The sequence below is a fragment of the Zhongshania borealis genome (assembly GCF_039539625.1).
Lineage (GTDB): Bacteria > Pseudomonadota > Gammaproteobacteria > Pseudomonadales > Spongiibacteraceae > Spongiibacter > Spongiibacter borealis.
This window is the reverse complement of sequence record NZ_BAABDM010000001.1, coordinates 629,950-654,752: the sequence shown is the minus strand read 5'-3', so window position 1 is coordinate 654,752 and position 24,803 is coordinate 629,950. Positions and strand designations below refer to the sequence as shown.

Genomic DNA, 24,803 nt, shown 5'->3' with positions numbered 1-24,803 from the left:
ATAAGACTTTTAATTTTACGTTTAAAGGAATCCAAATGGACTCGCAAACCCAACAACCCCTATACGACTACCACGCGGTGAAAATGTTTACCGTTATGGCTGTTGTCTGGGGTATTGTCGGCATGTCTGTCGGGGTGCTGATTGCCGCCCAGCTGATCTGGCCGGTACTCAATTTTGACACCCCTTGGCTCAGCTTCGGCCGACTTCGGCCCTTGCACACCAACGCAGTAATCTTTGCCTTTGGCGGTTGTGCGTTAATGGGTTCGTCTTTCTATGTGGTGCAGCGCACCTGTCAAGCCCGTCTCGCTGGCGGTCCACTGATCCCCTTTGTATTTTGGGGCTGGCAGTTAGTTATTGTGCTGGCGGCCATAACCTTACCAATGGGTTATACCAGTACAAAAGAATATGCGGAATTAGAATGGCCAATTGATATTCTGATCACCCTCGTTTGGGTGGCCTATGCCATTGTCTTTTTTGGCACCATCATGAAAAGGCGGATGTCGCACATCTATGTGGCCAACTGGTTTTACGGTGCGTTTATCATCACCGTGGCCGTACTGCACATTGTGAACAGCCTAGCGGTACCGGTTAGCTTGACCAAATCCTATTCCATATACTCCGGCGCAGTAGATGCCATGGTGCAGTGGTGGTATGGCCATAACGCTGTCGGCTTTTATTTAACAGCGGGCTTCTTGGGAATGATGTACTACTTCGTCCCTAAGCAGGCTGGTCGGCCCGTGTACTCCTACCGTTTATCAATCGTTCACTTTTGGGCGCTGGTGTCTGTGTACATCTGGGCGGGCCCACACCATTTGCATTACACCGCGCTACCTGACTGGGCGCAAAGCCTAGGCATGGTAATGTCATTGATTCTGCTAGCGCCTTCTTGGGGCGGTATGATCAACGGCATGATGACCTTGTCGGGCGCATGGCATAAATTGCGCACTGATCCGATTTTGCGGTTCTTAGTAGTGTCACTGTCCTTCTACGGCATGTCGACTTTTGAAGGGCCAATGATGGCGATTAAAACCGTCAATTCACTTTCTCACTACACCGATTGGACGATTGGTCACGTGCATTCAGGTGCGCTTGGCTGGGTGGCGATGATCTCCATCGGGACCATTTATCACCTGATCCCGGTGTTGTTCGAAAAAGAAAAAATGCACAGCATTCCGGCGATTAATTTGCACTTTTGGCTATCGACCATTGGCACAGTACTGTATATCGCTTCCATGTGGGTTAACGGCATTGTTCAGGGGTTAATGTGGCGCGCCTACAACAGTGACGGTAGCCTGACTTACAGCTTTGCAGAATCTGTGGTTGCGAGTCATCCCGGCTACATTGTTCGCTTCATCGGCGGCAGTATCTTCCTGTTCGGCATGCTGGTGATGGCATGGAATGTTTGGCAGACCATTCGCAACGGCGAAGAACTGGCAGCGGCTAGCAGCCCAGCGGAGGTAGCGGCATGAATCACGATCTCGTTGAAAAAAATATCGGACTAATGATTATTTTCATAATCATTGCCATTAGCTTTGGCGCCTTAGTTGAAATTGTACCCTTAGCGTTTCAAAAAGAGACCACCGAACCAATTAAGGGTTTAAAGCCGCTTAACGCTATGCAGTTAACAGGTCGCGATATTTATATACGTGAAGGCTGCCATGTATGTCATTCACAAATGATTCGCCCGCTTCGTTCAGAAACTGAACGCTACGGTCACTATTCTGTTGCTGGCGAAAGTGTGTATGAACACCCTTTCCTGTGGGGTTCAAAACGCACCGGACCAGATCTAGCACGCGTTGGCCAGCGGTATAGCGACGAATGGCATCGAGCCCATCTGTTCGACCCCCGAGCGGTGGTTCCGGAGTCGATCATGCCCGCCTACCCCTGGTTATTTAACAATGACATTGACGGCGATATGGTCGGCAGGAATATGGCAGCGTTACGTAAAGTCGGCGTGCCCTATACCGACGCCGACATCGCGGGTGCCGCAGAGCAAGTGGCGGGTAAAAAAGAGATTGATGCCATGGTGGCGTACTTACAGCAGCTTGGCACATTGCTTAAGTACAAGCGCTAGGCAAAGGACGATAACCATGGATCAAGACAGCCTAAGAGCAATATCAACACTGTTAGTATTTATTACGTTTATAAGCCTCAGCGTTAGTGTTTTCCGCAAGAGCCGTAAAAGCTATTTCGAAGATGCAGCCCTGCTGCCGTTTGCCGACGACGACATCAGCCGCAAACGCAAATCTGACGCAAAAGATGTGGAGAGCCACAATGAGTAGTTTTTGGAGTATGTGGATCGTCGTCCTAACGACCATCTCTATCGTCCTTATTACCTGGTTACTTTTTAGCAACCGAAAGATTAAAAGTACAAAAGAGAACCAAACCACTGGGCACGTCTACGACGGCATAGAAGAATACGACAACCCGCTTCCGTCTTGGTGGTTCAAGATGTTTGTCGCCAGTATTGTATTCGCCGTCGGGTATTTGATTGCGTATCCCGGCATGGGGAATTTCCCAGGCCTACTTAACTGGACATCCGTAGGCAAATGGGAAAACGAAGTTCAGCAAGCTGAACAGGCAACCGAGTCGCTATATCAAGACTTTATGAACAAAGATATTCCTGCGCTGGCCCAGGACAAAAAAGCCATGCGCCTCGGAAAGCGGATCTTCGCCAACAACTGTGCAATTTGCCATGGCGTTAACGCTGAAGGCTCATATGGTTTCCCTAACCTCAGCGATCATGATTGGCTATACGGCGGCTCGCCCGAGCAGATACGCACGTCAATTACCAATGGACGCAGCGGCAGCATGCCTGCTTGGGAGAGTATGCTCAGCCATGATGGCCTGACTGCCATGACTGATTACGTTGTTAACTTGAGCAAGGCGACAACCGCAGATGACAGCCCCGCCGCCAAGCAATTTGCGATGATGTGTTCAGCGTGCCATGGCGCAGATGGCAGCGGCAATCAAATGATGGGCGCAGCAAATCTCCGTGACAATATTTGGCTATATGGTGGTGACGCCGGTCGTATAAAACAAAGCATCGCCAAAGGTCGCAACGGACAAATGCCAGCCCATCACGACAAACTCAGCGAAGAGAAGATCTATCTACTGACAGCCTACGTCTACCAATTGTCGTCGGCTGAAAATACGAACAAACCTTGAAAGCAGCGATGGAGCCATTAATAGCATGAGTGCTGAATCGGCCGGTTCGCAAAGCAGTGGGAACCCAGTAGGCGTCGACCCTGATCGCATTCCGGTCGAGGAATTTGTTCCTGCAGAAGTTGCGGAACTCGACCTGTATCAAAAGCGAGAGAAAATATACACCCGAAAGATCGAGGGCTTTTTTCAACGCATTCGTACCTTAACCGGATGGCCGCTGTTAATGGGGTATTTCCTGTTACCGTGGTTACAATGGGATGACCGGCAAGCCGTTCTGTTTGACCTTCCCGCCCGTCAATTCCATGTGCTCGGCATCACCTTCTGGCCGCAAGATCTAAGCATGCTCGCATGGGTGCTTATCATTGCGGCGTTTATGCTATTTGCGGTAACCAATTTTGCTGGCCGGGTATGGTGTGGTTTCAGCTGTCCGCAAACGGTGTGGACCAGCATTTTCATGTGGATTGAACAAAAAGTTGAGGGAAGCCGTAATCAGCGTATCAAGTTAGATGCTGCGCCCTATACCGCGAGCAAGTTTGCCAAAAAATTCGTCAAACACAGCATGTGGCTTGCGGTGGCTTTTTATACTGGCTTTACTTTCGTCGGCTATTTCACGCCAATTTTGGATCTTAGCTACGACTTTTTTACGCTCAGCGTAAACCTGTGGGCAGTTTTTTGGATCGGCTTTTTTACCTTAGCGACCTACGGTAACGCCGGCTATTTGCGCGAACAGGTTTGCCTGTATATGTGCCCTTACGCGCGCTTTCAATCGGCAATGTTTGACCCAAACACCTTAATCATTTCCTACGACCCAAAGCGCGGTGAACAACGCGGTTCGCGCAAACGGAATGAAAAGTCAGCCGATGTTGGCTTAGGTGACTGCATTGACTGTCAACTCTGCGTTCAGGTTTGCCCAACCGGGATCGATATTCGTGACGGCCTGCAATATCAGTGTATCGGGTGCGCCCTATGCGTGGATGCCTGTGACTCTGTTATGGAAAAAATGGACTATCCCAAAGGTTTGATAAGCTATACCACTGAAAACGCGTTAAATGGCCAGCCCTCTCAGATTTTTAGACCACGACTGTTAGCCTACATCCTTGCGGTTGTGGTGATGTGCGGTTTATTAGCCTACCGCATAATCGACCGTGAAACGATTGAGGTCAGTGTGCTAAGGGATCGCCAAGCGCTGTACTATCAAAACGAGCAAGGCGCCATCGACAATCGCTTCACTCTGAAAGTCGCAAATAAAACACAAGCGAATCACCGCTACCAACTGTCTGTGTCTGCCCCCTACCCGGTCGACATCATTGGTTCGGTAGAATTTCAAATACTCAGTGGCGAGGTTGTTGATATTCCCATAACCCTACGTCTTAACGCCCAGCAGCAGGTTCACGGTTCTTTTAATATTGAATTTCGCGCCCAGCGATTAGATGCCGAGAATGACATTGTTAGCCATGAAAGTCGCTTTTTTGCGCCTGCCGAGTAATCCACCATGACAGCGAATGTATCTATGCAGATCAAACACGGCGCGTCAGAAAAATGGTATCGACAATTCTGGCCTTGGTTTTTAATTGTATTGCCTGGCACCGTCGTCATTGCCAGCATCATCACCTTGGTCATTGCAATTATCCACAGTGACAACTTGGTGCGCGACGACTATTACAAAGACGGCTTGGCGATAAATCGCTACCTTGAGCAAGATGCTTTTGCGAGCCAAATGCAACTCAGCGCTGGCGGGCAGCTAGCTGGTGACAATATCAAAATCACCCTTAATGGCACTGCCCTAAGCGAATACAGTCATCTGCTTTTGCAATGGCAGCACCCGACCAGTGAAGAGTTAGACTTCCAAACCGTTCTTATCAACGACGGCGAAAACCATTACAGCGCGCAACTCACCCAGAGTGTTACCGGGCGCTGGTATCTTACATTAGCGTCATTCAACAACAATGAAGCGAGTGACTGGCGTCTAAAAACTGAGTTTGACACTGACCACACTCAGCAATTTGTCATGGACGATCAGGCCAACAATCAAGGCGCGCAGACGCCATGACAAATGCCTGTTTTCACTGTGGCGAAACTATTCCCGCCAGCGCCAACTTCCAACTCTTAGTGGATGGCACCCAACGCAATATGTGCTGTGGCGGCTGTCTGGCCGTTGCCGAATGCATACTTACAGCAGGTTTAAACGACTACTACCGTTTGCGTTCCGCCGCCGCTATTACCCCCAGCGAAGGCATTGACGATTACTGCCGTTTTGATCAACAAGAATTATTCGAAGATTTCTCCACGCAAGACGGTTCCTCGTGGGTCAGCCGCTTTAGTGTTGGTGGCTTGCGCTGCGCCGCGTGCGCTTGGCTGATCGAACAACATCTACTGCGCATAGACGGCATTGAATCGGTCAGTGTACATCTTCAAAATGCTGTCGCCACGGTAAGGTGGAATCCGCAACAACTCAGCCCCAGCGCTATATTTAAGGCCTTTAACGCACTCGGTTACCAAGCCTTACCCTGGTCCGCGACCACCCGCGACATTCAACTGCAGGAAGAAATGACGGGGCTTCTACGCAGGCTGGGTGTAGCCGGCATCGGCATGATGCAAGTAGGCATGGTTGCCATTGGTCTTTATGCTGGAGACTTTCAGGGGATCGACGATAGTAGCCGCACCCTGCTCAGGGTCTTTAGCTTAATCATTACCACGCCGGTACTGCTCTACGCCGCACAACCCTTTTTTAAAAATGCATGGCGCTCTTTGCGTCGTGGCCATCCTGGCATGGATGTACCCGTTTCGATTGCCTTAACCGCAGCGTATACCGCGAGTGTTGTATCCACTATTAGCCAAGGCGCCCACGTTTACTACGACACCATAAGTATGTTTACCTTTTTCTTATTGCTGAGCCGCTACTTGCAATTGCGGGTAAGCCAGTATCAGCATCGTGGTACATCCCTGCCGACATCTGCCCGAAAAATCACGCGGCTTGGCGACAGCAAATTTGAATGGGTGGGCGTAAAATCGCTCAAGGTCGGCGACCTTATAAGCGTGCAACCAGGGGAAACCTTAGCGGTTGACGGCATTATTCGCCGCGGAACAAGCGGTATCGAAAGCAGTGCATTTAGCGGCGAGTTTTTGCCCATTCACTGTGGTATTGGCGATAGCGTGATGGCGGGAAGCGGCAATATCGATGGTAACCTCGACATTGAAATTACCCAAACGACATGCGATACCGCCTGGGCCAAAATAGCCGAATTATTAGAACAAGCTCAAGCCAGCAAGCCCGCCGTGGCGCAGCTAGCAGACAGAATGGCCAGTCATTTTGTGATGTTAGTTATGCTATTAGCCGGTGTCAGCTATGCCTACTGGTACAGTCACGAGGGTGGATCAGCGTTTATTATTGCCTTGTCGGTATTGGTTGTTAGCTGTCCTTGCGCCCTATCACTCGCAACCCCAACAAGCTATACCGCCGCAATCAAAGCACTTAGTAGACAAGGCGTCTTGCTTACAAATGGCCGCGTTCTCGAACAGATGCGTAACGTCAGTCACCTTGTATTTGACAAAACGGGCACCCTCACAGAGGGGCGCCCACATATCTTGTTGTGTCGCGTCTTCGGTGGTATCAGCGACGAAACCGCGCGGGAAATTGCGGCTAGCCTAGAACAGCTGTCTCACCACCCCATTGCCCATGCGTTTAAACAAAGCAGTAAAGTAGCAAGTACCCGCTATAACGTGGAAAACGGCGAAGTGGTCAGCGGCGCCGGAATTCGCGGCCGCATCAACGGCAAGGTCTACCGCATTGGCAGCGCTGCATTTTGTAACGTGCCCCGCCAACACCATAGCGCCCATTTGAATGTTTACCTCGCCGACGACAGTAACGTCCTAGCCCACTTTCAACTTGCTGACGAAATTCGCTCCGACGCGCTGTCGTTGGTGCAAGCCATGCAAAATAGCGGCCTTAGCCTTGAAATTCTCAGCGGCGACAACTCCGGACAAGTTGCCGAAGTCGCCGGCGCACTCGGCATAAATGCTTATCAGGCTGGGTGTAGCGCAGCGCAAAAGCTCGCCCATGTTAAAAACCTGCAAGCACAGGGTGCTGTTGTCATGATGGTCGGCGACGGTATTAACGACGCGCCAGTCATTGCCAGCGCCGACATCTCGGTTGCCATGACCAGCGCCAGTGAATTAACACGCACCCAAGCAGACGTGGTACTACTCGATAATAAACTTCACAATATCGCTGTGTTGTTTAGCAAAGCAAAACTCAGTAGAGCCATCTTGATACAAAACCTCAGCTGGGCACTGCTCTATAATTTGATGGCACTGCCCTTAGCGGCGATGGGCTTGGTGCCACCTTGGTTGGCGGCACTGGGCATGTCTGCCAGCTCACTTGTTGTGGTATTAAATGCACTGCGAATTGGTGCAAAGCAAACAGATTCCACCTTACATGCCGCTGAGGCCACACCAATACGCAATACACTTACAACGAGTGGGGCTTACAATGGCTAGCTTAATTATTCTGTTACCCATTGCGCTGATTTTTTTCGGCTTAGCGATATTTTTGTTTTGGTGGTCGGTCGGCAACAAACAATTTGACGATTTAGATCGCGAAGGACAACGCATATTATTCGACGAAGAAAATAAATCTCGCGATTCAGAGCAGCTTATAAAGCGAGACACACATGATGATGCCTGAAGTGCTTAGCTATTCTGCGGCATTTTTACTGGGCTTAATCGGCAGCCCGCATTGTGTCGGTATGTGTGGCGGAATCGCGGGGCTGCTGGGCGCATCTACTACGCCACCGCAGCCACTACACCCAGGCGGCGCCATCATTAGCAGCACAAAAACCGCCGCGAATCTTCAGCATATCTACTACAGCGTACTCTTCCAGCTCGGTCGTATTTCGAGTTATGCCCTACTCGGCGCAATTCTCGGCGGCTCAGTGGCGGCCGCAGGTTCATTGTCCACCGCGCAACTTATGCCTATAAGCCAAGCACTGCGAATACTCGCCAGTGTGATGCTCATCATTATGGCGCTGTCCATTGCCGGCTGGAGCAGCATTGCAACGATCCTTGAACAATTAGGTGGCCGTGTTTGGCAGAAATTACAACCTGTGCGCAAACGACTTATTCCAATCGACTCGCCAGCAAAAGCGATCGCGATCGGTGGATTATGGGGTTTCCTGCCCTGCGGACTAATTTACAGTGCGCTGGCATGGTCGGCACTGAGCGGCAGTGCCATCCAATCCGCCATACTCATGGCCTGTTTTGGTTTGGGCACTGCACCAGCGGTATTAAGCATAGGAAGTTTGAGTGGCGGCCTGCGCAGCGCAATTAAAAAACCCCTCACCCGCTACGGCTTTGCCAGCCTGTTGATCTTATTAGCACTCTACCCTCTATACACCATGTCCTCACACAGCCGTGAGCACGGGCAAACAATGCACAATCACCAAGATCACTCTACCGTGCCATAAGGGCAATCGACTCCAATGAGCACATTTTTACTGAAGAGAAATTACCCCTGCGTTAATCAAAAATAATACACAGTTATAAGTAACTCCCGAGGCGGATTATGAATTTATTAAATATAAAAGTGCTACTCCTTGGCACATCACTATTGTTAGCACTAAATTTACATGCCCATGAACCAGAATCTAGCAACAACGTACAAGAAGCCCGCTTGCTAACACAAAAATTTGGCGCAGACCTAAAGTCTGTTCTAGTAAGCGCCATGCAAACTGGTGGACCAATTGCAGCCCTGCAAGAGTGCAATATTAAAGCGCAAGCAATTACTGAAAGTAACGCAATAGCATCTGGCTGGCGTGTGGCAAGAACTTCGCTAAAAGTCAGAAATACTAACAATGCCCCCGACGCTTGGGAGCGAAAGATACTACAACAATTTGAAGAACAACGATCTGCAGGAAATGATCTAAGCAAGGCGGAATACTCAGAAGTGGTTAATGATGGCGATGAAGCCGTTTTCCGCTACATGAAGCCAATAATCACTGCCGGACTATGCGTCTCATGCCACGGCAGTAACTTAAATAGTGAAGTGACAAAAAAACTACAGGTTTTATACCCAGATGATAAGGCGACTGGATTTAATGTTGGCGATATTCGCGGCGCCTACACATTTCAAAAGAGTCTTAAGGTTTCAAGCGAAAATTAGAGCAGTTTCCACTACGGAAGTTCGATACTGAAAACTGCCTTATATCAACAGCTGTTATTCAATACTGACAGCACATAATGGTTTACACCGCTAAACCAACCACAACCGAGGAATATATTATGTCAATTCGCATAGATGATATCGCACCGGATTTTACCGTGGACTCTACTGCTGGGAAGATTAATCTTCACGACTGGATCGGTGATAGCTACGCCATACTGTTTTCACATCCAAAGGATTTCACGCCAGTATGCACCACAGAATTTGGCGCAGTCGCCCAGCTTGCCCCAGAATTTACTAAACGGAAGACAAAAGTCATGGGCATCTCTGTTGATAATGTTGAAGAACATCTGAAATGGAAACGCGATATTGAGGCTTTCTCGGGTTCCCCAGCAGACTTCCCAATAATCGATGACACATCGCTAACGGTCTCTAAACTTTACGACATGCTGCCTGCTGGTGCCTATCTAAGCGACAATCGCACGCCTGCGAACAGCGCTACGGTAAGAACAGTATTTATTATCGGCCCTGACAAAAAAGTTCGCCTAACCATGTCCTACCCAATGTCTGTAGGTCGTAATTTCGCTGAGATTCTACGTGCCCTAGATGCTATCCAAATTACTGATGGCGCCCCTATTGCGACACCAGCCAACTGGGTTCCAGGCCAAGATGTGATTGTCGGGCTAAGCTTAAATGATGAGCAGGCTAAAGAAAAATTTGGCGCCTTAGATGTAAAACTGCCCTACTTGAGACTAACCAAAGCTCCAACTAACTAAGGCTGAACAGTTGTCGAGAATATATTCGCTCCACGCCAACACAACCTGTAGCGCACCGGCTTAGCTGGGACTAATCAGCGCGCTACAGATCACTGTTTCGCATCTAAACAATCTAGTATATACCCGACCACCACCGCAAATGCCGTTCAACTCCGGACGAGATGTACCAAGCTTTCCAAGTGATAGGTCTGCGGGAACATATCTGCCATTACGGCATCTGCCACTGCAAAACCGCCCTCCTGCAATATCGCTAAATCTCGCGCCAAGGTTGCTGGGTCGCAAGACACGTAAACAATGGTTTGCACGATTTTGCTTTGCGCCAACACTTCGCACAGCGCCTTGGCGCCAGCGCGGGGTGGATCGAGAAGCACCTTGTGGCTAGCGACATCTAATACAATATTTTCTGCATCAAACAAATCGGCGTTGCGGTATTCAATCGCTAAACCCAGTGTTTCCGCTTGTTGGCTGGCGCGCCGCAACATGGCCTCGCCAACATCAACGCCAATAACGTGCGCACTGGCACTGGCCAAAGCCAGGCTAAAATTACCTAAGCCGCAAAAATAATCGCTGATAAGCTCGCCAGATTCCGGCTTTAGCCATGCCATGCACTGTTGAATCATTTGTTGATTCACCGCGATATTTACTTGAGTGAAATCGCTGGGCTGAAATGGCAGCGACAGCGCCTCACTCACTGGGTAGCTTAAGGGTGCATTATCGCCCCGCCACGCTGCGCCTTTGCTGCCTTCAATGCTGTGTAAAAACGCCGGGACGACGAGTTTCTCCGCCAAAACCGCGCTGCGCTTTGCGTCAACAAAGCCTTCTTTCTTTATTTTTAGGGCAACGCGGCCATCGTCACTTAGGCTTAACACCACCTCGGCGGTGGCTTTGTCACCCAAAAACTCGGCGATGGCTGCGGTGCTTTGGCTTAACACGGCATTCAACTCTGCAGCCAATAAGGGGCAGCTCTCAACGCTGACCAAATTGTGGCTGGCCTGGGCTTTAAACCCTAAAATGCCATTGTGATAGCTAAGACGTGCGCGGTGACGATAGCCAAATTCTGAGCCGGTGATTGCCGCAGGCAAGGTAGCGGTCTCGGTATTCGCAGACGCTGCCGCCAATACCCGCTGCAGACGCTCTTGCTTAAAGCTCACTTGGTTGGGGTAGTTTAAATGCTGTAATTGGCAGCCGCCGCAGCGCTGATAAACCGGGCAAATCGCGTCTACTCTCTGCTCGGCCGGCGTAGATACGGCAAGTAACTTAGCTTCGTCATAGCGCTTATGACGGCGAACATATTGGGCGTCTACGGTTTCATTGGGCAAGGCGCCGCCAACAAAAACCACCTTATTATCGTGACGGGCTACACCGCGGCCGTCATCGGCCAAACTGTCGATATGCAATTTTAGTACGGCGGTATCTAGGGCAGGCTTGGGCTTTTTAGCCGGTTTAAAGGTGTTGATGTGGTGACGCTGCTTACTCATTAACGCAAACCTGTATTGGGAATAAACTGCCGATATTGCTGCAGACACTGTTGTTTTCGGGTCGCTAAAGCACGCTGTTGGACTGCTGATTCCGCTTTTACACCAGATAGCTGCTCACAGCCCAGCTCGGAATACTCCTCGTCTTGCGCTGCGCTACTGCGTATTTGCGGCGACAATTTCACTACCGGGAGTTCAGACTCCTCCGCTGCCAGCAATTGAAAAGGACTGGCAAATAGCACCACCGCTAAAAGGCGCAATAGACAGACACGGCTATATTTTCGCATCAGCAATTATATTCCCTTGAATTTCGAAGTATTTTACCTAGGCACGTCCGCTGTGGATATTCAATTACCACTCTTTTCGGTTAGAATACGCGGCTTAGCGTATTTTATACTCTCCGCCTAACCGGAAGGCTTATGTCTAGCATCGAAAAAAAAATTGAAAATGTAAACGTCACCGCACAGGAAGTGCTGATTACTCCAGCACGTTTAAAAGCCGCGTTACCCATGAGCGATCTCGCCAAAGAGGTTGTTAATCAGGGCCGCGATACCGTCAGAGATATTCTCGACGGCAAAGATCACCGCATGTTTGTGGTGGTTGGCCCCTGCTCAATTCACGATGTCGACGCCGCCATGGATTATGCCAAGCGCTTAAAAGCGCTGGCAGATGAAGTTAGCGACACCTTGGTTATTATTATGCGGGTGTACTTTGAAAAGCCCCGCACTACTGTGGGCTGGAAAGGTTTAATCAACGATCCTTACTTGAATGACACCTTCAAAATTGAAGAAGGTCTACATATTGGTCGTAAACTACTGCTCGACATCAGTGAACTTGGCCTACCTACGTCAACTGAGGCCCTAGACCCAATTTCGCCTCAATACCTGCAAGACTGTATTGCATGGTCAGCGATTGGCGCACGCACTACCGAATCACAAACCCACCGCGAAATGGCCAGTGGCCTGTCTTCTGCGGTTGGCTTTAAAAACGGCACCGACGGTGGCTTAACCGTTGCGGTTAACGCGATTGGCTCAGCCGTTAAACCCCACCGTTTTCTGGGCATTAATGGCGAAGGCCAGGTCGCGGTTATTCACACCACCGGCAATGCCTACACCCACATAGTACTTCGTGGCGGCAGCCAAGGCCCCAACTACGACTCTGTGCATATTAAATTATGCGAAGCAGAACTGACCAAGGCCGGCATTCCGCTCAACATTATGGTCGATTGCAGCCATGCGAACTCAAGCAAGCAGCCGCAATTACAGCCGCTGGTTATCGAAAATGTGGCTAACCAAGTAATCGAGGGCAACACCTCGATTGTTGGCTTGATGGTTGAGAGCAACATCAACGCAGGCAATCAAAGTATCCCTGAAGATTTGTCCAAGCTTGCTTACGGCGTGTCGGTTACCGATGGTTGTATTGGCTGGGACGAAACCGAAACCGCATTGCGCACTATGCGCGAGCGTTTGAAAGACGTACTGCCAAAACGCGCACGTTAATAGCAACGATCACACATAGCAGTATAAAAAGCGCCTTCGGGCGCTTTTTTCATTTTTACGTCATCTAGGTGATCCAAGATAAGCATCGAAGCGTAAGACAGGTGCTTCTACACCTTGATGCTCAAGGCTTTTATGCCCCGACTTGTCGGGGCTTTTTTTTGACTTGGGTTTGTACTCTTATATTGGCAAGTGCAGTTTGAGCTCGGCGTATAGCCCGCAGTGATCCGACAGCGACCGCCATGGCTCGCCGCTTAGGCGCTTAGCCGATAGTGCCTGAAACCCCCTAAAGTAAATACGATCCAAACGCAGCATTGGCCGCTTGGCCGGAAATGTTTTGGCGAGTTTGCCATTGGCCTGCAGCGATGCCTCGCGCAATTTAAGGCCGTGTTTAAAACGTAAATGCAGAGCGCCACTCCAATCATTAAAATCCCCAGCAATAATTAACGGCGCGTCTAAGGGGACTTTTTCTCTAATTAATTTGGTAAGTAAATTAAATTGCTGATGGCGCTCCCAGCCCAACAACCCCATGTGCACGCAAATTACGTAAATACCCGGCTCAATGACGCTGAGTAACAAACCCCGCTGGGAGCGTTTGTATAGCGAGATATCGATGTTTTCACTACTTATAATGGGGTATTTACTGAGAATCGCGTTGCCATGGTGACCGTGGTCGTAAACCGCATTCTTGCCATAGGCAAAATGAGGCCACACAGTGTCGGCAAGATATTCAAACTGGCCCTCGTCAATCCAATCATCGAGCTGAGCCGCGTGCTGGCTATTTTCGCCAACCACTTCCTGCAGGAAGACCAATTCAGCGTCGACGCTGCGAATACTTTCTCGGATTTGATCGAGTAAGTACTGCCGATTTGCTGAGCAAAAGCCCTTGTGAACGTTATAAGATAAAACTCTTATTACTGTCATCAATTCGCTACTCTGTCGCAAGGGACTTATTCAGCCCCTTGTTATGACTGGAGGTTCAGGATTCCGGATGGCACTTCTTTATTTTGCGGCCGCTGCCACACCAGCAAGCATCGTTTCTGCCTAATTTTAGCGCGGGCAGCATATCACCGTCACAGTATAGCCACTGATTGTTCTCGTAGACAAAGCGTGAGCGCTCATGCAACTGGCCAAGGTTTTCATCATGGCGATAAAAGGCGGCAAATTCGACTTCACCCGCGGTATCACCCAGCCCGCCATTGCGGCAAGACACGATTTTCAAACCACACCAGCGAGTATTAGAGAAACTCTGCTCTAAACTCTCGCGGCTCTCCGAACTGCGTTTACTGGGATGCCGACTAGCCAAAAGGTAGTCGGCATCACCAATAGAAAAGGCACTGTAGCGCGACCGCATCAATGCTTCTGCCGTGGGCGCCGTTTTGTGCCCCTTAATATACGGCTCGCAGCAGCTCTGGAAGCTCAGCCCGCTTCCGCAATAACAACTCAATGCTTAACCATGAATTGGCGGTGTTACGGCGCTAATATCGCTCGGTTCCCACTCACTGGGCAGCGCAGTGGCACTGCGACTTTCGCGGTCAAAGCCAACCAACACGGTTTGGCAGGTGGTCGCTTTAATGCCATTGCCATAAATGCAATGTTCGATCGTCATGCTTTTATTGCCCATCCGTGAACACCAGGTATCAACTATGACCGTGTGATCGAAGCGAATTTCTTTCAACATATCCATTTTCACGCTGGCGACCACATGATTAGGAATCTCGCCGGTATATTGTTCGGCAACACCTTTAAAGAAAGAGATCCGCGCGAGATCAAAGTACTGGGAATAATAGCTATTAGAAACATGACCCAGTACGTCAAGGTCAGAAAAGCGCACCTGAATTTCAGTGCGAGCGTGTTTAAGTTTCATTGAGGTATCCTTAAGACACTCGACCCATGAGGGTCGAGTTAGGCATTGCAAAGTCAGAATCAGTCGACAGACTTATGACTATTTGAAGTAAGCATTATCGGTATTACTGTGGTCTGTGCTGTCTTTGACGCCAGCAAGGCCGGGCACTTTCTCCAGCAAAGTTTTCTCAACACCTTCTTTAAGCGTGACATCCACCATGCCGCAACCTTGGCAACCGCCGCCAAACTTCAACACCGCTAGATTGTCTTCCGTAATTTCGAGTAGAGACACCTCACCGCCGTGGGCCGCCAAAGAGGGATTTACTTCGTTATACAACACGTAGTTGATCTGATCTTCAAGCGGACTGTCTTCGTTAACCCTTGGTAGGCGTGCATTTGGCGCTTTAATAGTTAACTGGCCACCCATGCGATCGCTGGCGTAATCTATAAACCCTTCATCGAGAAACGGTACGCTCCGACCGTCAAAATAAGCCTTAAACTTGGGGTAATCCCGAATAATATCGGCTTCATTTAGATCGCCTTCTCGGCAATAAGCGATGCACGTCTCCGCTTTGGGCGTGCCTGGCTGCGTAATAAACACCCGCACCCCAATGACGTCGTCTTGCTTTTCAAGCAATTCGGCCAGATAGTCCTGGGCGGACTCTGTAATCGTCAAATTAACGGCTGTTTGTTCTGTAGACATAATAACCTCTGTATATCCCGCTGTTTTGCCAAACAATTTCTATGCAAGGCCGAGTATCTGGTAGAATTGCGTAGTTTACCACGAAGCCCATGCCCGCCACAGTCCGCGCAGCGCTTTTGATTCTTACGCTTAAAATTATCAGGATATCCATGAGTCAGTCTACTTCCCGCATCGCCCAACTTACTACCGCCCTCAAAAACCGCATTCTGGTGATTGACGGCGCGATGGGCAGCTTGATCCAAAGCTACAAGCTAGAAGAGGCCGACTACCGCGGCGCCCGCTTTGCCGACTTCCATACCGACCTCAAGGGCAATAATGACCTGCTAACCCTAACCCGCCCAGATGTCATTCGGGAGATTCATCAGGCCTACCTCGACGCTGGTGCCGACGTCATTGAGACCAACACCTTTAACTCTACCGCCATTGCCCAAGGCGATTATGAACTACAGGAAATTGCCGAGGAGCTAAACCGCGCTGGCGCAGCCGTGGCGAGGGAGGTTGCAGATGCGGCAACCGCACTCAACCCAGACAAACCCCGTTTCGTTGCCGGGGTTATCGGACCCACCCCACGCACCGCTTCTATTTCACCCGATGTAAACGATCCGGGCGCGCGCAATACCAATTTCGATGAGCTAGTAGAAAACTACTATGCCGCCACCCGAGGGCTTATTGCGGGCGGCGCCGACATCCTAATGATTGAAACCGTATTCGACAGCCTTAATGCCAAGGCGGCCGTTTACGCGGTACTCCAATACTTTGAAGATACCGGCGACGAGCGTCCCATAATGATCTCGGTGACCTTTCCCGACACCAGCGGTCGCACCCTGTCAGGACAAACGCCAACCGCATTTTGGAACTCCATAGCGCATGCCAAACCGCTAATCATTGGCACCAATTGTGGTAGAAGATTCAGTGAGATACGACCTTTTGTTGAAGAGCTTTGTGAAGCGTCTGACTGCTATTTTAGCGGTCACTTTAACGCCGGTTTGCCGAATGAGTTTGGTGAATACGACGAGACCCCTGAGGACATGCACGGCGAGTTGAAAGAATTTGCCCAGCGTGGATTCTTGAATTTAGTCGGCGGCTGCTGCGGTACCACCCCAGCACATATTGAAGCTATCGGCGCGGCAATGGACGGAATCACTCCTCGTCCACTCCCTGTGCGGGAACCAATTTGCCGTCTATCTGGCTTAGAGCCCTTCCACATTGATGGCAGCTCCTTATTTGTGAATGTTGGCGAACGTTGCAACGTCACCGGGTCAGCCGCGTTTAAGCGTCTGATTTTAGAAAACGACTATGACGCCGCCCTCTCCGTTGCGCGTCAGCAAGTTGAAAACGGCGCTCAGGTAATCGACATCAATATGGATGAGGGCATGCTCGACGCCGAACACGCCATTGTCACCTTTTTGAACCTAATCGCCTCGGAACCGGACATAAGCCGGGTACCGATTATGGTCGACTCCTCGAAGTGGGACGTAATCGAGGCTGGCCTAAAGTGCATTCAAGGCAAGCCCATCGTCAACTCAATTTCGATGAAGGAAGGTGAAGCTGAGTTTCGCGACCGTGCTCGGGCCTGCATGAAATACGGCGCCGCTGTAGTGGTTATGGCCTTTGATGAAGACGGCCAGGCCGACACCTTTGCGCGCAAAGCCGAAATTTGTAAACGCAGCTACGAAATTCTCGTTAATGAAATTGGCTTTCCGCCGCAAGACATCATTTTCGACCCGAATATTTTTGCCGTGGCCACTGGGATTGAAGAACACAACAATTACGCTGTCGACTTTATAGAGGCCACTGCCTTTATCAAGAAAGAGCTGCCCTACGCCATGGTCTCTGGTGGCGTTTCCAATGTTTCCTTTTCCTTCCGAGGCAATAACCCGGTACGCGAAGCGATCCACTCCGTATTCCTCTACCATGCTATTAAAGCTGGTATGGGCATGGGCATCGTAAACGCGAGCCAATTGGCGATATACGACGATTTACCAAAGGAACTGCGCGACCACGTTGAAGACGTTATTCTCAACCGCCGAGACGACAGCACCGAGCGCTTGCTAAATATCGCCGACAAATACCGCGGCGACGGTTCTACCGCAGAAAACAAAGAAGACCTGACATGGCGCGAATGGCCGGTAGAAAAACGCATAGAGCACGCACTCGTTAAAGGGATCTCCACCTATATCGAAGAAGACGCTGAAGTGGCGCGCGCCGCTGCAGTGAAACCCATCGACGTCATTGAAGGCGCACTGATGGACGGTATGAACGTGGTTGGTGATTTATTTGGCGACGGTAAAATGTTCCTACCCCAGGTGGTTAAATCCGCCCGGGTAATGAAACAGGCCGTGGCCTACCTAAACCCCTATATTGAAGCCAGTAAAGCGGTTGGTGCCAAGGCCAACGGCCGGGTGCTAATGGCCACGGTAAAAGGCGATGTTCACGATATCGGTAAGAATATCGTTGGCGTGGTACTACAGTGCAATAACTTCGAGGTTATCGACCTTGGCGTCATGGTCTCTTGTGACAAAATTTTAGAAGCCGCCAAACGCGAAAAGGTGGATATTATTGGCTTAAGCGGACTCATTACACCATCGCTTGACGAAATGGTGCACGTCGCCAGCGAAATGCAGCGCCAAGGCTTTACCATTCCACTGATGATCGGCGGCGCAACCACCTCCAAGGCCCACACCGCGGTTAAAATTGAGCCCAAATACCAAAACGATGCAGTGGTCTATGTGCCTGATGCCTCGCGTAGTGTAGCTGTTGCTACCCAGCTCATTAGCGAAGACATGAAAGTCAACTTTGTCGCCGAGCGCAAAGACGAATACGAGCGAGTTCGCGCTCGCCGCGCCGGTAGTCAGGGTAAAAAACGTTTACTTACCTACCCGCTGGCCTGTGAAAACGGCTTTGCTACCGACTGGGCCAACTATACGCCGCCAGCGCCAAGCTTCTTAGGCACGCGGACTTTTGAGGATTACCCGCTCGAAACACTGCGTGAAACCATTGACTGGACGCCCTTCTTTATTTCCTGGGGCATCGCCGGTAAATACCCGAAAATATTTGACGATGAAACCGTCGGTGAAGCCGCGCGCAATCTATTCGATGATGGCCAGCGTATGCTCGACCGCATCATTAAAGAAAAGCTACTGCAAGCTAACGGTATTATTGGCTTTTGGCCTGCGCAACGCAGTGGCCCTGACGATATTACTGTAATGAACACCGAGGGCACCGCGCCACTAGAGATACTGCACCAACTTCGCCAGCAAGCGCAGAAGCCCGACGACAAGCCGCACATGAGTTTGGCCGACTATATAGCCCCCGCTGACAGCGGCAAAACCGATTATATCGGTGGCTTTGCCGTGACCACCGGCTTAGGCGCCGATGAACTAGCTGAGAAGTTTGTTGCGGCCAATGATGATTACAGTGCGATTATGGTTAAAGCACTGGCGGACCGCTTGGCCGAGTCATTTGCAGAACACCTGCATTTGCGTGTGCGTAAAGAATACTGGCCGTACGCGAGTGACGAAGACTTAAGCAATGAGGAGCTAATCAAAGAGAAGTACCGTGGTATACGGCCCGCGCCAGGCTATCCTGCCTGCCCAGACCACACGGAGAAAGAAACCCTGTTCCGCTTACTCAATGCGACGAGTGAAACCGGCATCATTCTAACCGATAGTTTGGCAATGCACCCCGCGGCAGCAGTGAGTGGTTTTTATTACTCGCACCCAAATTCACGCTACTTTGCGGTGGGCAAAATTGGCAAAGACCAAGTGGAAGACATCGCCGCCCGCAAAGGCATGGAAATGAAAACGATGGAACGCTGGTTGTCACCTAACCTGGACTACGATCCATAGCGTCGTAGAAATTCTCACTGTCGCCTAGATCGGTTTTCCAAAACCCTCTAGGCGGCCCAGAATTTTCATCGAGCGAATCGGCTTTAAAGGATATAAACCATGAGCGACGAACACAAAAAAGACGACGAACAGCAGGAAAGCAAACCAAGCACCATCACTATCATAGGCAGTATTCTCTCCGGCGCATTTGGGGTACAAAGTAGCCGCAATCGCGAGCGCGATTTTAAGCACGGGCGCCTACGCAACTACATCATTACTGCCCTTATATTCGTCGGTTTGTTTATCGGCGGCGTGGTGACAATCGTACAGCTAGTGCTAAAACAAGCCGGCTAACGCCGCACCTGGTCGCTAATTCTTAAAACCCATACAACTCAACAGGATTCGTGACCAAGGCCTTGTAGCGTGTAACATCGTCGTCGGGCAACCAAGCCAATACGGTATCCATCAGTTCACCATCATCAGGGTAATCTGCCGTGGTTTTTGCAAGATTGTGCGGCCAGTTGCTACCCCAGACGATGCGATCTGGCGCATAGTTGGCAATTTCACGCGCTACCTTGGCGATGTCTGCATACGGTGCGCCCTCGCGGCTGCTTTCATAGCAGCCTGCAAATTTAAACCACATTTCACCTTGATCAAGCAGTCGCTTCAGGCTGTCTATATGCTCTTGATTTGCACCACAGAAGATTTTACCGTGTTGGTCCAAAACCCAGCGTGATTGCAGGCGCGCCAATCGACTTTCTAGTTGCGGTAAAGCTGAACCATCAAACTGCACTGCCATCATCAAACCTGCGTCAGCGCAGAGTGCGTCGATGTCTTCAAGTGCGTCCAAGCCAACTGCCCCGCCCGGCAAATCCATAATGCGCGCGCCGACGACACCGGCATCGCTTAGCTCGGCAATTTCAGCGGTACTTGTTTCCGCTGTAATAACCGCCACGCCACGGGCGATATCGCCCATTTCCCGCAAACAATGCAAAAGACAACTGTTATCCGTTTGATGGGCATTCGCCTGGGTAATGACAAGACGATCAATACCCAGCCATGCCATAAGTTGGCGATACATATCAGGCGTTGGCAACGGTGCTGGAGGTAATCCAGGGCCACCAGCAACAGCGGGATATCCGTCATGCAAGAGATGAACATGGGTATCAATCGACCCTGGTGGCAAAGCAGTTAGGGGCACATCACCGCATAATTTTCGTTCAATCATATTTTTCAGCTCCGCCGCAATAATCCTTGCTTAGATTCACCTGCAGGAAATACACCCCAAGTTAAATCACACCAACAGAAATTTACGTGAAGCATAATATTTTAAAGACACGACAAAAAATCATTGAAGCTCGGAATAAATAATTAGATTCGTAATATTCGATTAAGGTATTACACCACCCCTGAAGCAAAAAATCCCCGCTAACCAGCGAGGATTTTATCGGATTCGGGAAAGCCTATAAGGACGGCGACCCGCAATACAAAACCGACTTAGGTCGGCATGCCCGACAACCAATATACTGCGGTGCCCACTACAATAGCCAAAATAGCGATTGCCGCGCAGGCATCTGCGAAATCGTCGCCGCGTTGCTCTTCAACTTGCTCAGACGTATGATCAGACATGTAGGCCTCTTAGATTTAATGATTGGTTACTGGACGCCGAAATCCGGCAGCTGAATTCAGCGCGCATTGTAGCAAGATTTATCGGCGCCGTTGAGCTAATTTATTCCCAAAGCGCGAGCTTATCGACGCTGCGCGTAAGCATTACCCAGAAAATTCGTTAGCGAAAACCCCTTTCTGCCTTTACCATTACCGCGCTACAACTAGCAGCCCGCAATTATTTGCCCGCCAAAGGCACGGAATTCACTGCACCCGATAGCATCTTGACCAGCCAAAACACTTACGACAAAGGTTCCTATGTACGCTTACGACCAATTTGACCGTCAGCTTGTCAGTCAGCGCGTTGCGCAATTTCGCGACCAAACCCAGCGCTATCTCGCAGGTAAAATTAGCGATGAGCAGTTTCTGCCTTTGCGTTTACAAAATGGCCTCTATATTCAGCGCCTAGCACCCATGCTGCGAATTGCAGTGCCCTACGGCACGCTAAACGCCGAGCAGCTACGCAAGCTAGCCTCTATTACGCGCAAGTACGACAAAGGTTACGCGCACATTAGTACCCGTCAGAATGTGCAGCTTAACTGGCCCAAACTGGAAGAAGTACCCGATATTTTAGAAGAGCTTGCCGAAGTTGAAATGCACGCGGTACAAACAAGCGGTAACTGTATTCGTAACGTCACCGCCGACCAGTTCTCAGGTGTCGCGGCTGATGAAGTTGAAGACGCGCGCGCCTACTGCGAAATTATTCGCCAGTGGTCGACATTCCACCCTGAATTTGCTTTTTTGCCCCGCAAATTCAAAATTGCCGTGTGCGGCTCTGAAGCTGACCGCGCAGCAGTGATGGTTCACGATATCGGCCTGCAAATTGTTAAAGATGCCGCAGGCAATACCGCGTTTAAAGTTATTGTCGGTGGCGGCCTAGGCCGCACTCCAGTTATTGGCAGCGTGATTAACGAAGCGCTTGAACCAAAACACCTACTGACCTACCTTGAAGCGATATTGCGAGTTTATAACCAACTTGGTCGCCGCGACAATAAGTTTAAGGCGCGGATCAAAATTCTAGTGCGCGCTATGGGCGCTGAAGCGTTTAAAACCGATGTCGAAAAAGAATGGGCGCACATTAAAGATGGCGCACTGAGTTTGACCAACGAAGAAATCACTCGCGCTCAATCCTTCTTTCAGCCACCGGCCTACGAGTCACTACCGCAACAAGATATGCAGGCTCTCGCGCTAGAAAATGCCGATTTTGCCCGCTGGTTGCAGCACAACACTCACGCGCATAAAGTAACAGGTTACCGCATCGTGACCTTGGCGCTAAAAACCACCGGCGTCGCGCCTGGTGACGTTACTGCAGAACAACTAGAAGCAATCGCAGATTTGGGCGAGCGCTATGGTTTTGGCGAAATTCGCAGCACCCATCAGCAAAACATTGTACTCCCAGATGTTCGTCAACAAGACTTGCTTGCACTTTGGAAAGAGTTAGTTGAATTAGAGATAGCCTCGCCGGTAGTCGGCACATTAAATGACATTATTTGCTGTCCCGGCGGCGATTTTTGCTCCCTAGCGAACGCCAAGTCTATTCCGATTGCGGAGGCCATTCAGCGTCGCTTTGAGGACCTAGACTATGTTTACGACCTAGGCGAAATAGAGCTAAACATCTCCGGCTGCATGAACGCCTGTGGTCACCACCATATTGGCAATATCGGTATTCTTGGTGTCGATAAAAAAGGCCAGGAGTTTTACCAGATATCGCTCGGCGGCAGTCAAGGTTTAGATGCATCAATCGGTAAAATACTCGGGCCATCTGTCGCCCAAGATCAAGTACCTAACATTATTGAGAACGTGCTAAAAACCTTCGTATCGCTTCGCCAGCCAGAAGAGCGCTTTTTAGACACCTTCCGCCGCGTTGGTATGGACCCATTCAAGGAGCGTGCATATGCCTAAGATCATTAAAGACCTCAATGTTGTCGAGGATAGCTGGCAGGTTTGGCGCGACACCGAAAACCTGCCAAGCACTGGCGGTTGCATAGTGCCTTTAGCACTTTGGCAGACGCACAAAGACGCACTGCAAGCACTGGGCGAAATCGCGGTATTTTTGGCAAGCGACCAATCGCCTAAGCTCTTGGGCGCAGACATTAATCGTTTCGCCCTGATCGCGGTGGACTTCCCTAAGTTTGCCGATGGGCGCGGTTTTAGCTATGGTCGCGAATTGCGTGAACAGCACGGATTTACCGGCGAGCTGCGTGCTATTGGTGACTTTATGCGCGACCAACTATTTTTCCTCAAGCGCTGCGGCTTTAACAGCTTTGCACTTGAAAGCGATGAACTTGACGAGGCGCTGGCCAGTTTTAATGATTTTAGCGATGCCTACCAGCCATCAATTGATCAGGCCCTACCCGCTTTCCGTCGTCGCTAAGGCTACGTAGGAAGTACAAATGCCGCCAATCTGGCGGCATTTTGCGTTATAGGGGCTAATAGCCAGCATATCTATTGTTTAGCCACAGGCGCTTATGTGATTATAAACATCCACCCGGCCCACTATGAGGTTTAAGCCGTGGAAGCGAGTTTAACGTCATCGTTTTTTCTCATATTTAGCGGCGCCGCCGTCCTCGCGTCTATTGCTCTGTTCACTCGCCAACCTTTACTGATTGCCTATATTGCCTTGGGCGCGATAATTGGCCCCCACGGCACCGGCTGGGTCACCGACGTTCATTTACTAGCTGAAATTGCCGAATTTGGCATTATCTTCCTGTTGTTTCTGCTCGGCTTAGACATGCAGCCTAAAGCGCTATTAGCAACTTTAAAAAAAGCCACGGTAGTCGCCCTGGTTAGCTCATTCGCCTTTGCCTTAATCGGCTACGCACTCGCTGCAAGCTTTGGCTTTAATCGCAATGAATGTCTGGTCGTCGGCGCGGCGATGATGTTTTCCAGCACGATTATTGGCATCAAGTTACTGCCAACCACAGCCCTACATCACCGCCACACCGGTGAGCTAATGGTCGGTTTACTGCTGCTACAGGATTTAATCGCGATTTTCGTGCTGATGATCCTGTTCAGCATGAGCTTAGGCGAATTTTCCGGCACCAACTTGTTTAAGGCACTTATCGCGCTCCCAGCCTTAATTGCATTTGCCTTTTTAGCGGTTCGCTTTGTTCTGCTGCCACTTATAAGTCGCTTTGACCGGTTTCACGAATATATTTTCTTGCTCGCGATAGGTTGGTGCCTAGGAATGACCGAGGCTGCCCACGCGCTTGGACTGTCGGCAGAAATTGGCGCCTTTCTTGGCGGCATAAGTCTGGCAACTAGCCCTATTTCGCAATACATTGCGATTAACCTTAAACCCCTGCGGGATTTTTTCCTTATCTTGTTTTTCTTTTCACTCGGGGCGCGCTTCGACTTAGGTTTACTGAGCGAGATCATCGCCCCTGCGTTAATTCTCGCCGCCTTAGTACTGGTGCTCAAGCCCGTCATTTTCCGCTACTTAATCCATGGTATGAGCGAGACCAAGAAACTGGCTTGGGATCTGGGCTTTAGGATGGGGCAAATCAGCGAGTTTTCTTTACTTATTGCCTACGTTGCTACAGAGATGGCCTTAATCGGTCGAGAAGCCTCTCATTTAATTCAGGCCACTGCGATTATCAGCTTTGTCGTGTCATCGTATATCGTGGTTTTAAACTATCCCACGCCGATTGGAATCTCCGACAAACTGCGACGGGATTAAACCGTCGCACAACGT

General features: G+C 50.2%; 25 protein-coding genes. 17 read left to right on the top strand and 8 right to left on the bottom strand.

The features are described 5' to 3' along the window. Window positions 1-35 precede the first annotated feature (35 nt). From ccoN to ABD836_RS03005, 11 genes are all read left to right on the top strand, one after another. On the top strand, window positions 36-1,469 hold the full coding sequence (gene ccoN / locus ABD836_RS03055; protein WP_344932319.1) for a cytochrome-c oxidase, cbb3-type subunit I: 1,434 nt from the start codon (window positions 36-38) through the stop codon (window positions 1,467-1,469). After that, window positions 1,466-2,074 carry a cytochrome-c oxidase, cbb3-type subunit II gene (gene ccoO / locus ABD836_RS03050; protein ID WP_344932318.1) on the top strand — a complete coding sequence of 203 codons (609 nt, stop codon included), beginning with the start codon at window positions 1,466-1,468 and terminating at the stop codon, window positions 2,072-2,074. Before ccoN ends, ccoO begins: the two co-directional genes overlap by 4 nt. A gap of 16 nt (window positions 2,075-2,090) precedes the next feature. Continuing rightward, window positions 2,091-2,282 carry a cbb3-type cytochrome oxidase subunit 3 gene (locus tag ABD836_RS03045; RefSeq protein ID WP_344932317.1) on the top strand — a complete coding sequence of 64 codons (192 nt, stop codon included), beginning with the start codon at window positions 2,091-2,093 and terminating at the stop codon, window positions 2,280-2,282. Then, the gene (ccoP, locus tag ABD836_RS03040; protein ID WP_344932316.1) at window positions 2,275-3,168 is read left to right on the top strand and encodes a cytochrome-c oxidase, cbb3-type subunit III; all 894 of its coding nucleotides are present in this window, start codon (window positions 2,275-2,277) and stop codon (window positions 3,166-3,168) included. The genes ABD836_RS03045 and ccoP overlap by 8 nt, the downstream gene beginning before the upstream one ends. Before the next feature lie 25 nt (window positions 3,169-3,193). Next, complete coding sequence (gene ccoG / locus ABD836_RS03035) at window positions 3,194-4,651, top strand: cytochrome c oxidase accessory protein CcoG (protein ID WP_344932315.1); 1,458 nt, start codon at window positions 3,194-3,196, stop codon at window positions 4,649-4,651. A gap of 6 nt (window positions 4,652-4,657) precedes the next feature. Beyond that, on the top strand, window positions 4,658-5,215 hold the full coding sequence (locus tag ABD836_RS03030; RefSeq protein WP_344932314.1) for a FixH family protein: 558 nt from the start codon (window positions 4,658-4,660) through the stop codon (window positions 5,213-5,215). After that, entirely contained in the window at window positions 5,212-7,662 is a 2,451-nt protein-coding gene (locus ABD836_RS03025) for a heavy metal translocating P-type ATPase (RefSeq protein WP_344932313.1), read from the top strand. The genes ABD836_RS03030 and ABD836_RS03025 overlap by 4 nt, the downstream gene beginning before the upstream one ends. Further along, window positions 7,655-7,849 (top strand): cbb3-type cytochrome oxidase assembly protein CcoS, encoded by a 195-nt coding sequence (gene ccoS, locus ABD836_RS03020; protein WP_344932312.1) that lies wholly within the window; start codon window positions 7,655-7,657, stop codon window positions 7,847-7,849. The genes ABD836_RS03025 and ccoS overlap by 8 nt, the downstream gene beginning before the upstream one ends. After that, window positions 7,836-8,627: a sulfite exporter TauE/SafE family protein gene (locus tag ABD836_RS03015; protein ID WP_344932311.1), complete on the top strand. Its 792-nt coding sequence runs from the start codon at window positions 7,836-7,838 to the stop codon at window positions 8,625-8,627. Before ccoS ends, ABD836_RS03015 begins: the two co-directional genes overlap by 14 nt. Before the next feature lie 98 nt (window positions 8,628-8,725). After that, the gene (locus ABD836_RS03010; RefSeq protein WP_344932310.1) at window positions 8,726-9,322 is read left to right on the top strand and encodes a Tll0287-like domain-containing protein; all 597 of its coding nucleotides are present in this window, start codon (window positions 8,726-8,728) and stop codon (window positions 9,320-9,322) included. A gap of 119 nt (window positions 9,323-9,441) precedes the next feature. Further along, window positions 9,442-10,098, top strand: a complete 657-nt coding sequence (locus tag ABD836_RS03005; RefSeq protein WP_344932309.1) for a peroxiredoxin — start codon at window positions 9,442-9,444, stop codon at window positions 10,096-10,098. Window positions 10,099-10,244: 146 nt separating this feature from the next. Here the strand turns inward: ABD836_RS03005 and rlmD are convergent, their stop codons facing one another. Continuing rightward, a complete protein-coding gene (gene rlmD, locus ABD836_RS03000; RefSeq protein ID WP_344932308.1) occupies window positions 10,245-11,576 on the bottom strand; it encodes a 23S rRNA (uracil(1939)-C(5))-methyltransferase RlmD in 1,332 nt (443 codons plus the stop codon). Next, on the bottom strand, window positions 11,576-11,860 hold the full coding sequence (locus ABD836_RS02995; RefSeq protein WP_344932307.1) for a hypothetical protein: 285 nt from the start codon (window positions 11,858-11,860) through the stop codon (window positions 11,576-11,578). Before ABD836_RS02995 ends, rlmD begins: the two co-directional genes overlap by 1 nt. A gap of 132 nt (window positions 11,861-11,992) precedes the next feature. Here ABD836_RS02995 and ABD836_RS02990 point away from each other — a divergent pair, with 132 nt between their 5' ends. Then, window positions 11,993-13,072, top strand: coding sequence for a 3-deoxy-7-phosphoheptulonate synthase (locus tag ABD836_RS02990; RefSeq protein WP_221301721.1), 1,080 nt, complete (start codon window positions 11,993-11,995; stop codon window positions 13,070-13,072). 177 nt (window positions 13,073-13,249) lie between these two features. Here ABD836_RS02990 and ABD836_RS02985 read toward each other — a convergent pair whose 3' ends face one another. The 4 genes from ABD836_RS02985 to nfuA all read right to left on the bottom strand — a co-directional run bounded on the left by ABD836_RS02985 (window position 13,250) and on the right by nfuA (window position 15,617). Then, on the bottom strand, window positions 13,250-13,993 hold the full coding sequence (locus ABD836_RS02985; RefSeq protein WP_344932306.1) for an endonuclease/exonuclease/phosphatase family protein: 744 nt from the start codon (window positions 13,991-13,993) through the stop codon (window positions 13,250-13,252). A gap of 55 nt (window positions 13,994-14,048) precedes the next feature. Then, window positions 14,049-14,516: a YchJ family protein gene (locus ABD836_RS02980; RefSeq protein WP_344932305.1), complete on the bottom strand. Its 468-nt coding sequence runs from the start codon at window positions 14,514-14,516 to the stop codon at window positions 14,049-14,051. 3 nt (window positions 14,517-14,519) lie between these two features. Beyond that, on the bottom strand, window positions 14,520-14,936 hold the full coding sequence (locus tag ABD836_RS02975; protein WP_344932304.1) for an acyl-CoA thioesterase: 417 nt from the start codon (window positions 14,934-14,936) through the stop codon (window positions 14,520-14,522). A 78-nt stretch (window positions 14,937-15,014) separates the two neighbouring features. Beyond that, a complete protein-coding gene (gene nfuA / locus ABD836_RS02970) occupies window positions 15,015-15,617 on the bottom strand; it encodes a Fe-S biogenesis protein NfuA (protein WP_344932302.1) in 603 nt (200 codons plus the stop codon). Between the two features lie 149 nt (window positions 15,618-15,766). Between nfuA and metH the strand changes: the two genes are divergently transcribed. Both metH and ABD836_RS02960 read left to right on the top strand, forming a co-directional pair. Continuing rightward, window positions 15,767-19,465, top strand: coding sequence for a methionine synthase (metH, locus tag ABD836_RS02965; RefSeq protein ID WP_344932301.1), 3,699 nt, complete (start codon window positions 15,767-15,769; stop codon window positions 19,463-19,465). A gap of 99 nt (window positions 19,466-19,564) precedes the next feature. Beyond that, window positions 19,565-19,798: a DUF2970 domain-containing protein gene (locus ABD836_RS02960; protein ID WP_344932300.1), complete on the top strand. Its 234-nt coding sequence runs from the start codon at window positions 19,565-19,567 to the stop codon at window positions 19,796-19,798. A gap of 22 nt (window positions 19,799-19,820) precedes the next feature. Here ABD836_RS02960 and ABD836_RS02955 read toward each other — a convergent pair whose 3' ends face one another. Both ABD836_RS02955 and ABD836_RS02950 read right to left on the bottom strand, forming a co-directional pair. Next, entirely contained in the window at window positions 19,821-20,672 is an 852-nt protein-coding gene (locus tag ABD836_RS02955; protein WP_344932299.1) for an amidohydrolase family protein, read from the bottom strand. Window positions 20,673-20,941: 269 nt separating this feature from the next. Further along, window positions 20,942-21,073 carry a hypothetical protein gene (locus ABD836_RS02950; protein WP_344932297.1) on the bottom strand — a complete coding sequence of 44 codons (132 nt, stop codon included), beginning with the start codon at window positions 21,071-21,073 and terminating at the stop codon, window positions 20,942-20,944. A 294-nt stretch (window positions 21,074-21,367) separates the two neighbouring features. Here ABD836_RS02950 and ABD836_RS02945 point away from each other — a divergent pair, with 294 nt between their 5' ends. The 3 genes from ABD836_RS02945 (at window position 21,368) to ABD836_RS02935 (ending at window position 24,788) form a co-directional block, all read left to right on the top strand. Beyond that, entirely contained in the window at window positions 21,368-23,011 is a 1,644-nt protein-coding gene (locus ABD836_RS02945; protein WP_344932296.1) for a nitrite/sulfite reductase, read from the top strand. Next, window positions 23,004-23,483 carry a DUF934 domain-containing protein gene (locus ABD836_RS02940; RefSeq protein ID WP_344932295.1) on the top strand — a complete coding sequence of 160 codons (480 nt, stop codon included), beginning with the start codon at window positions 23,004-23,006 and terminating at the stop codon, window positions 23,481-23,483. The genes ABD836_RS02945 and ABD836_RS02940 overlap by 8 nt, the downstream gene beginning before the upstream one ends. 138 nt (window positions 23,484-23,621) lie before the next feature. Beyond that, entirely contained in the window at window positions 23,622-24,788 is a 1,167-nt protein-coding gene (locus ABD836_RS02935; protein ID WP_344932294.1) for a cation:proton antiporter domain-containing protein, read from the top strand. Window positions 24,789-24,803 lie beyond the last annotated feature (15 nt).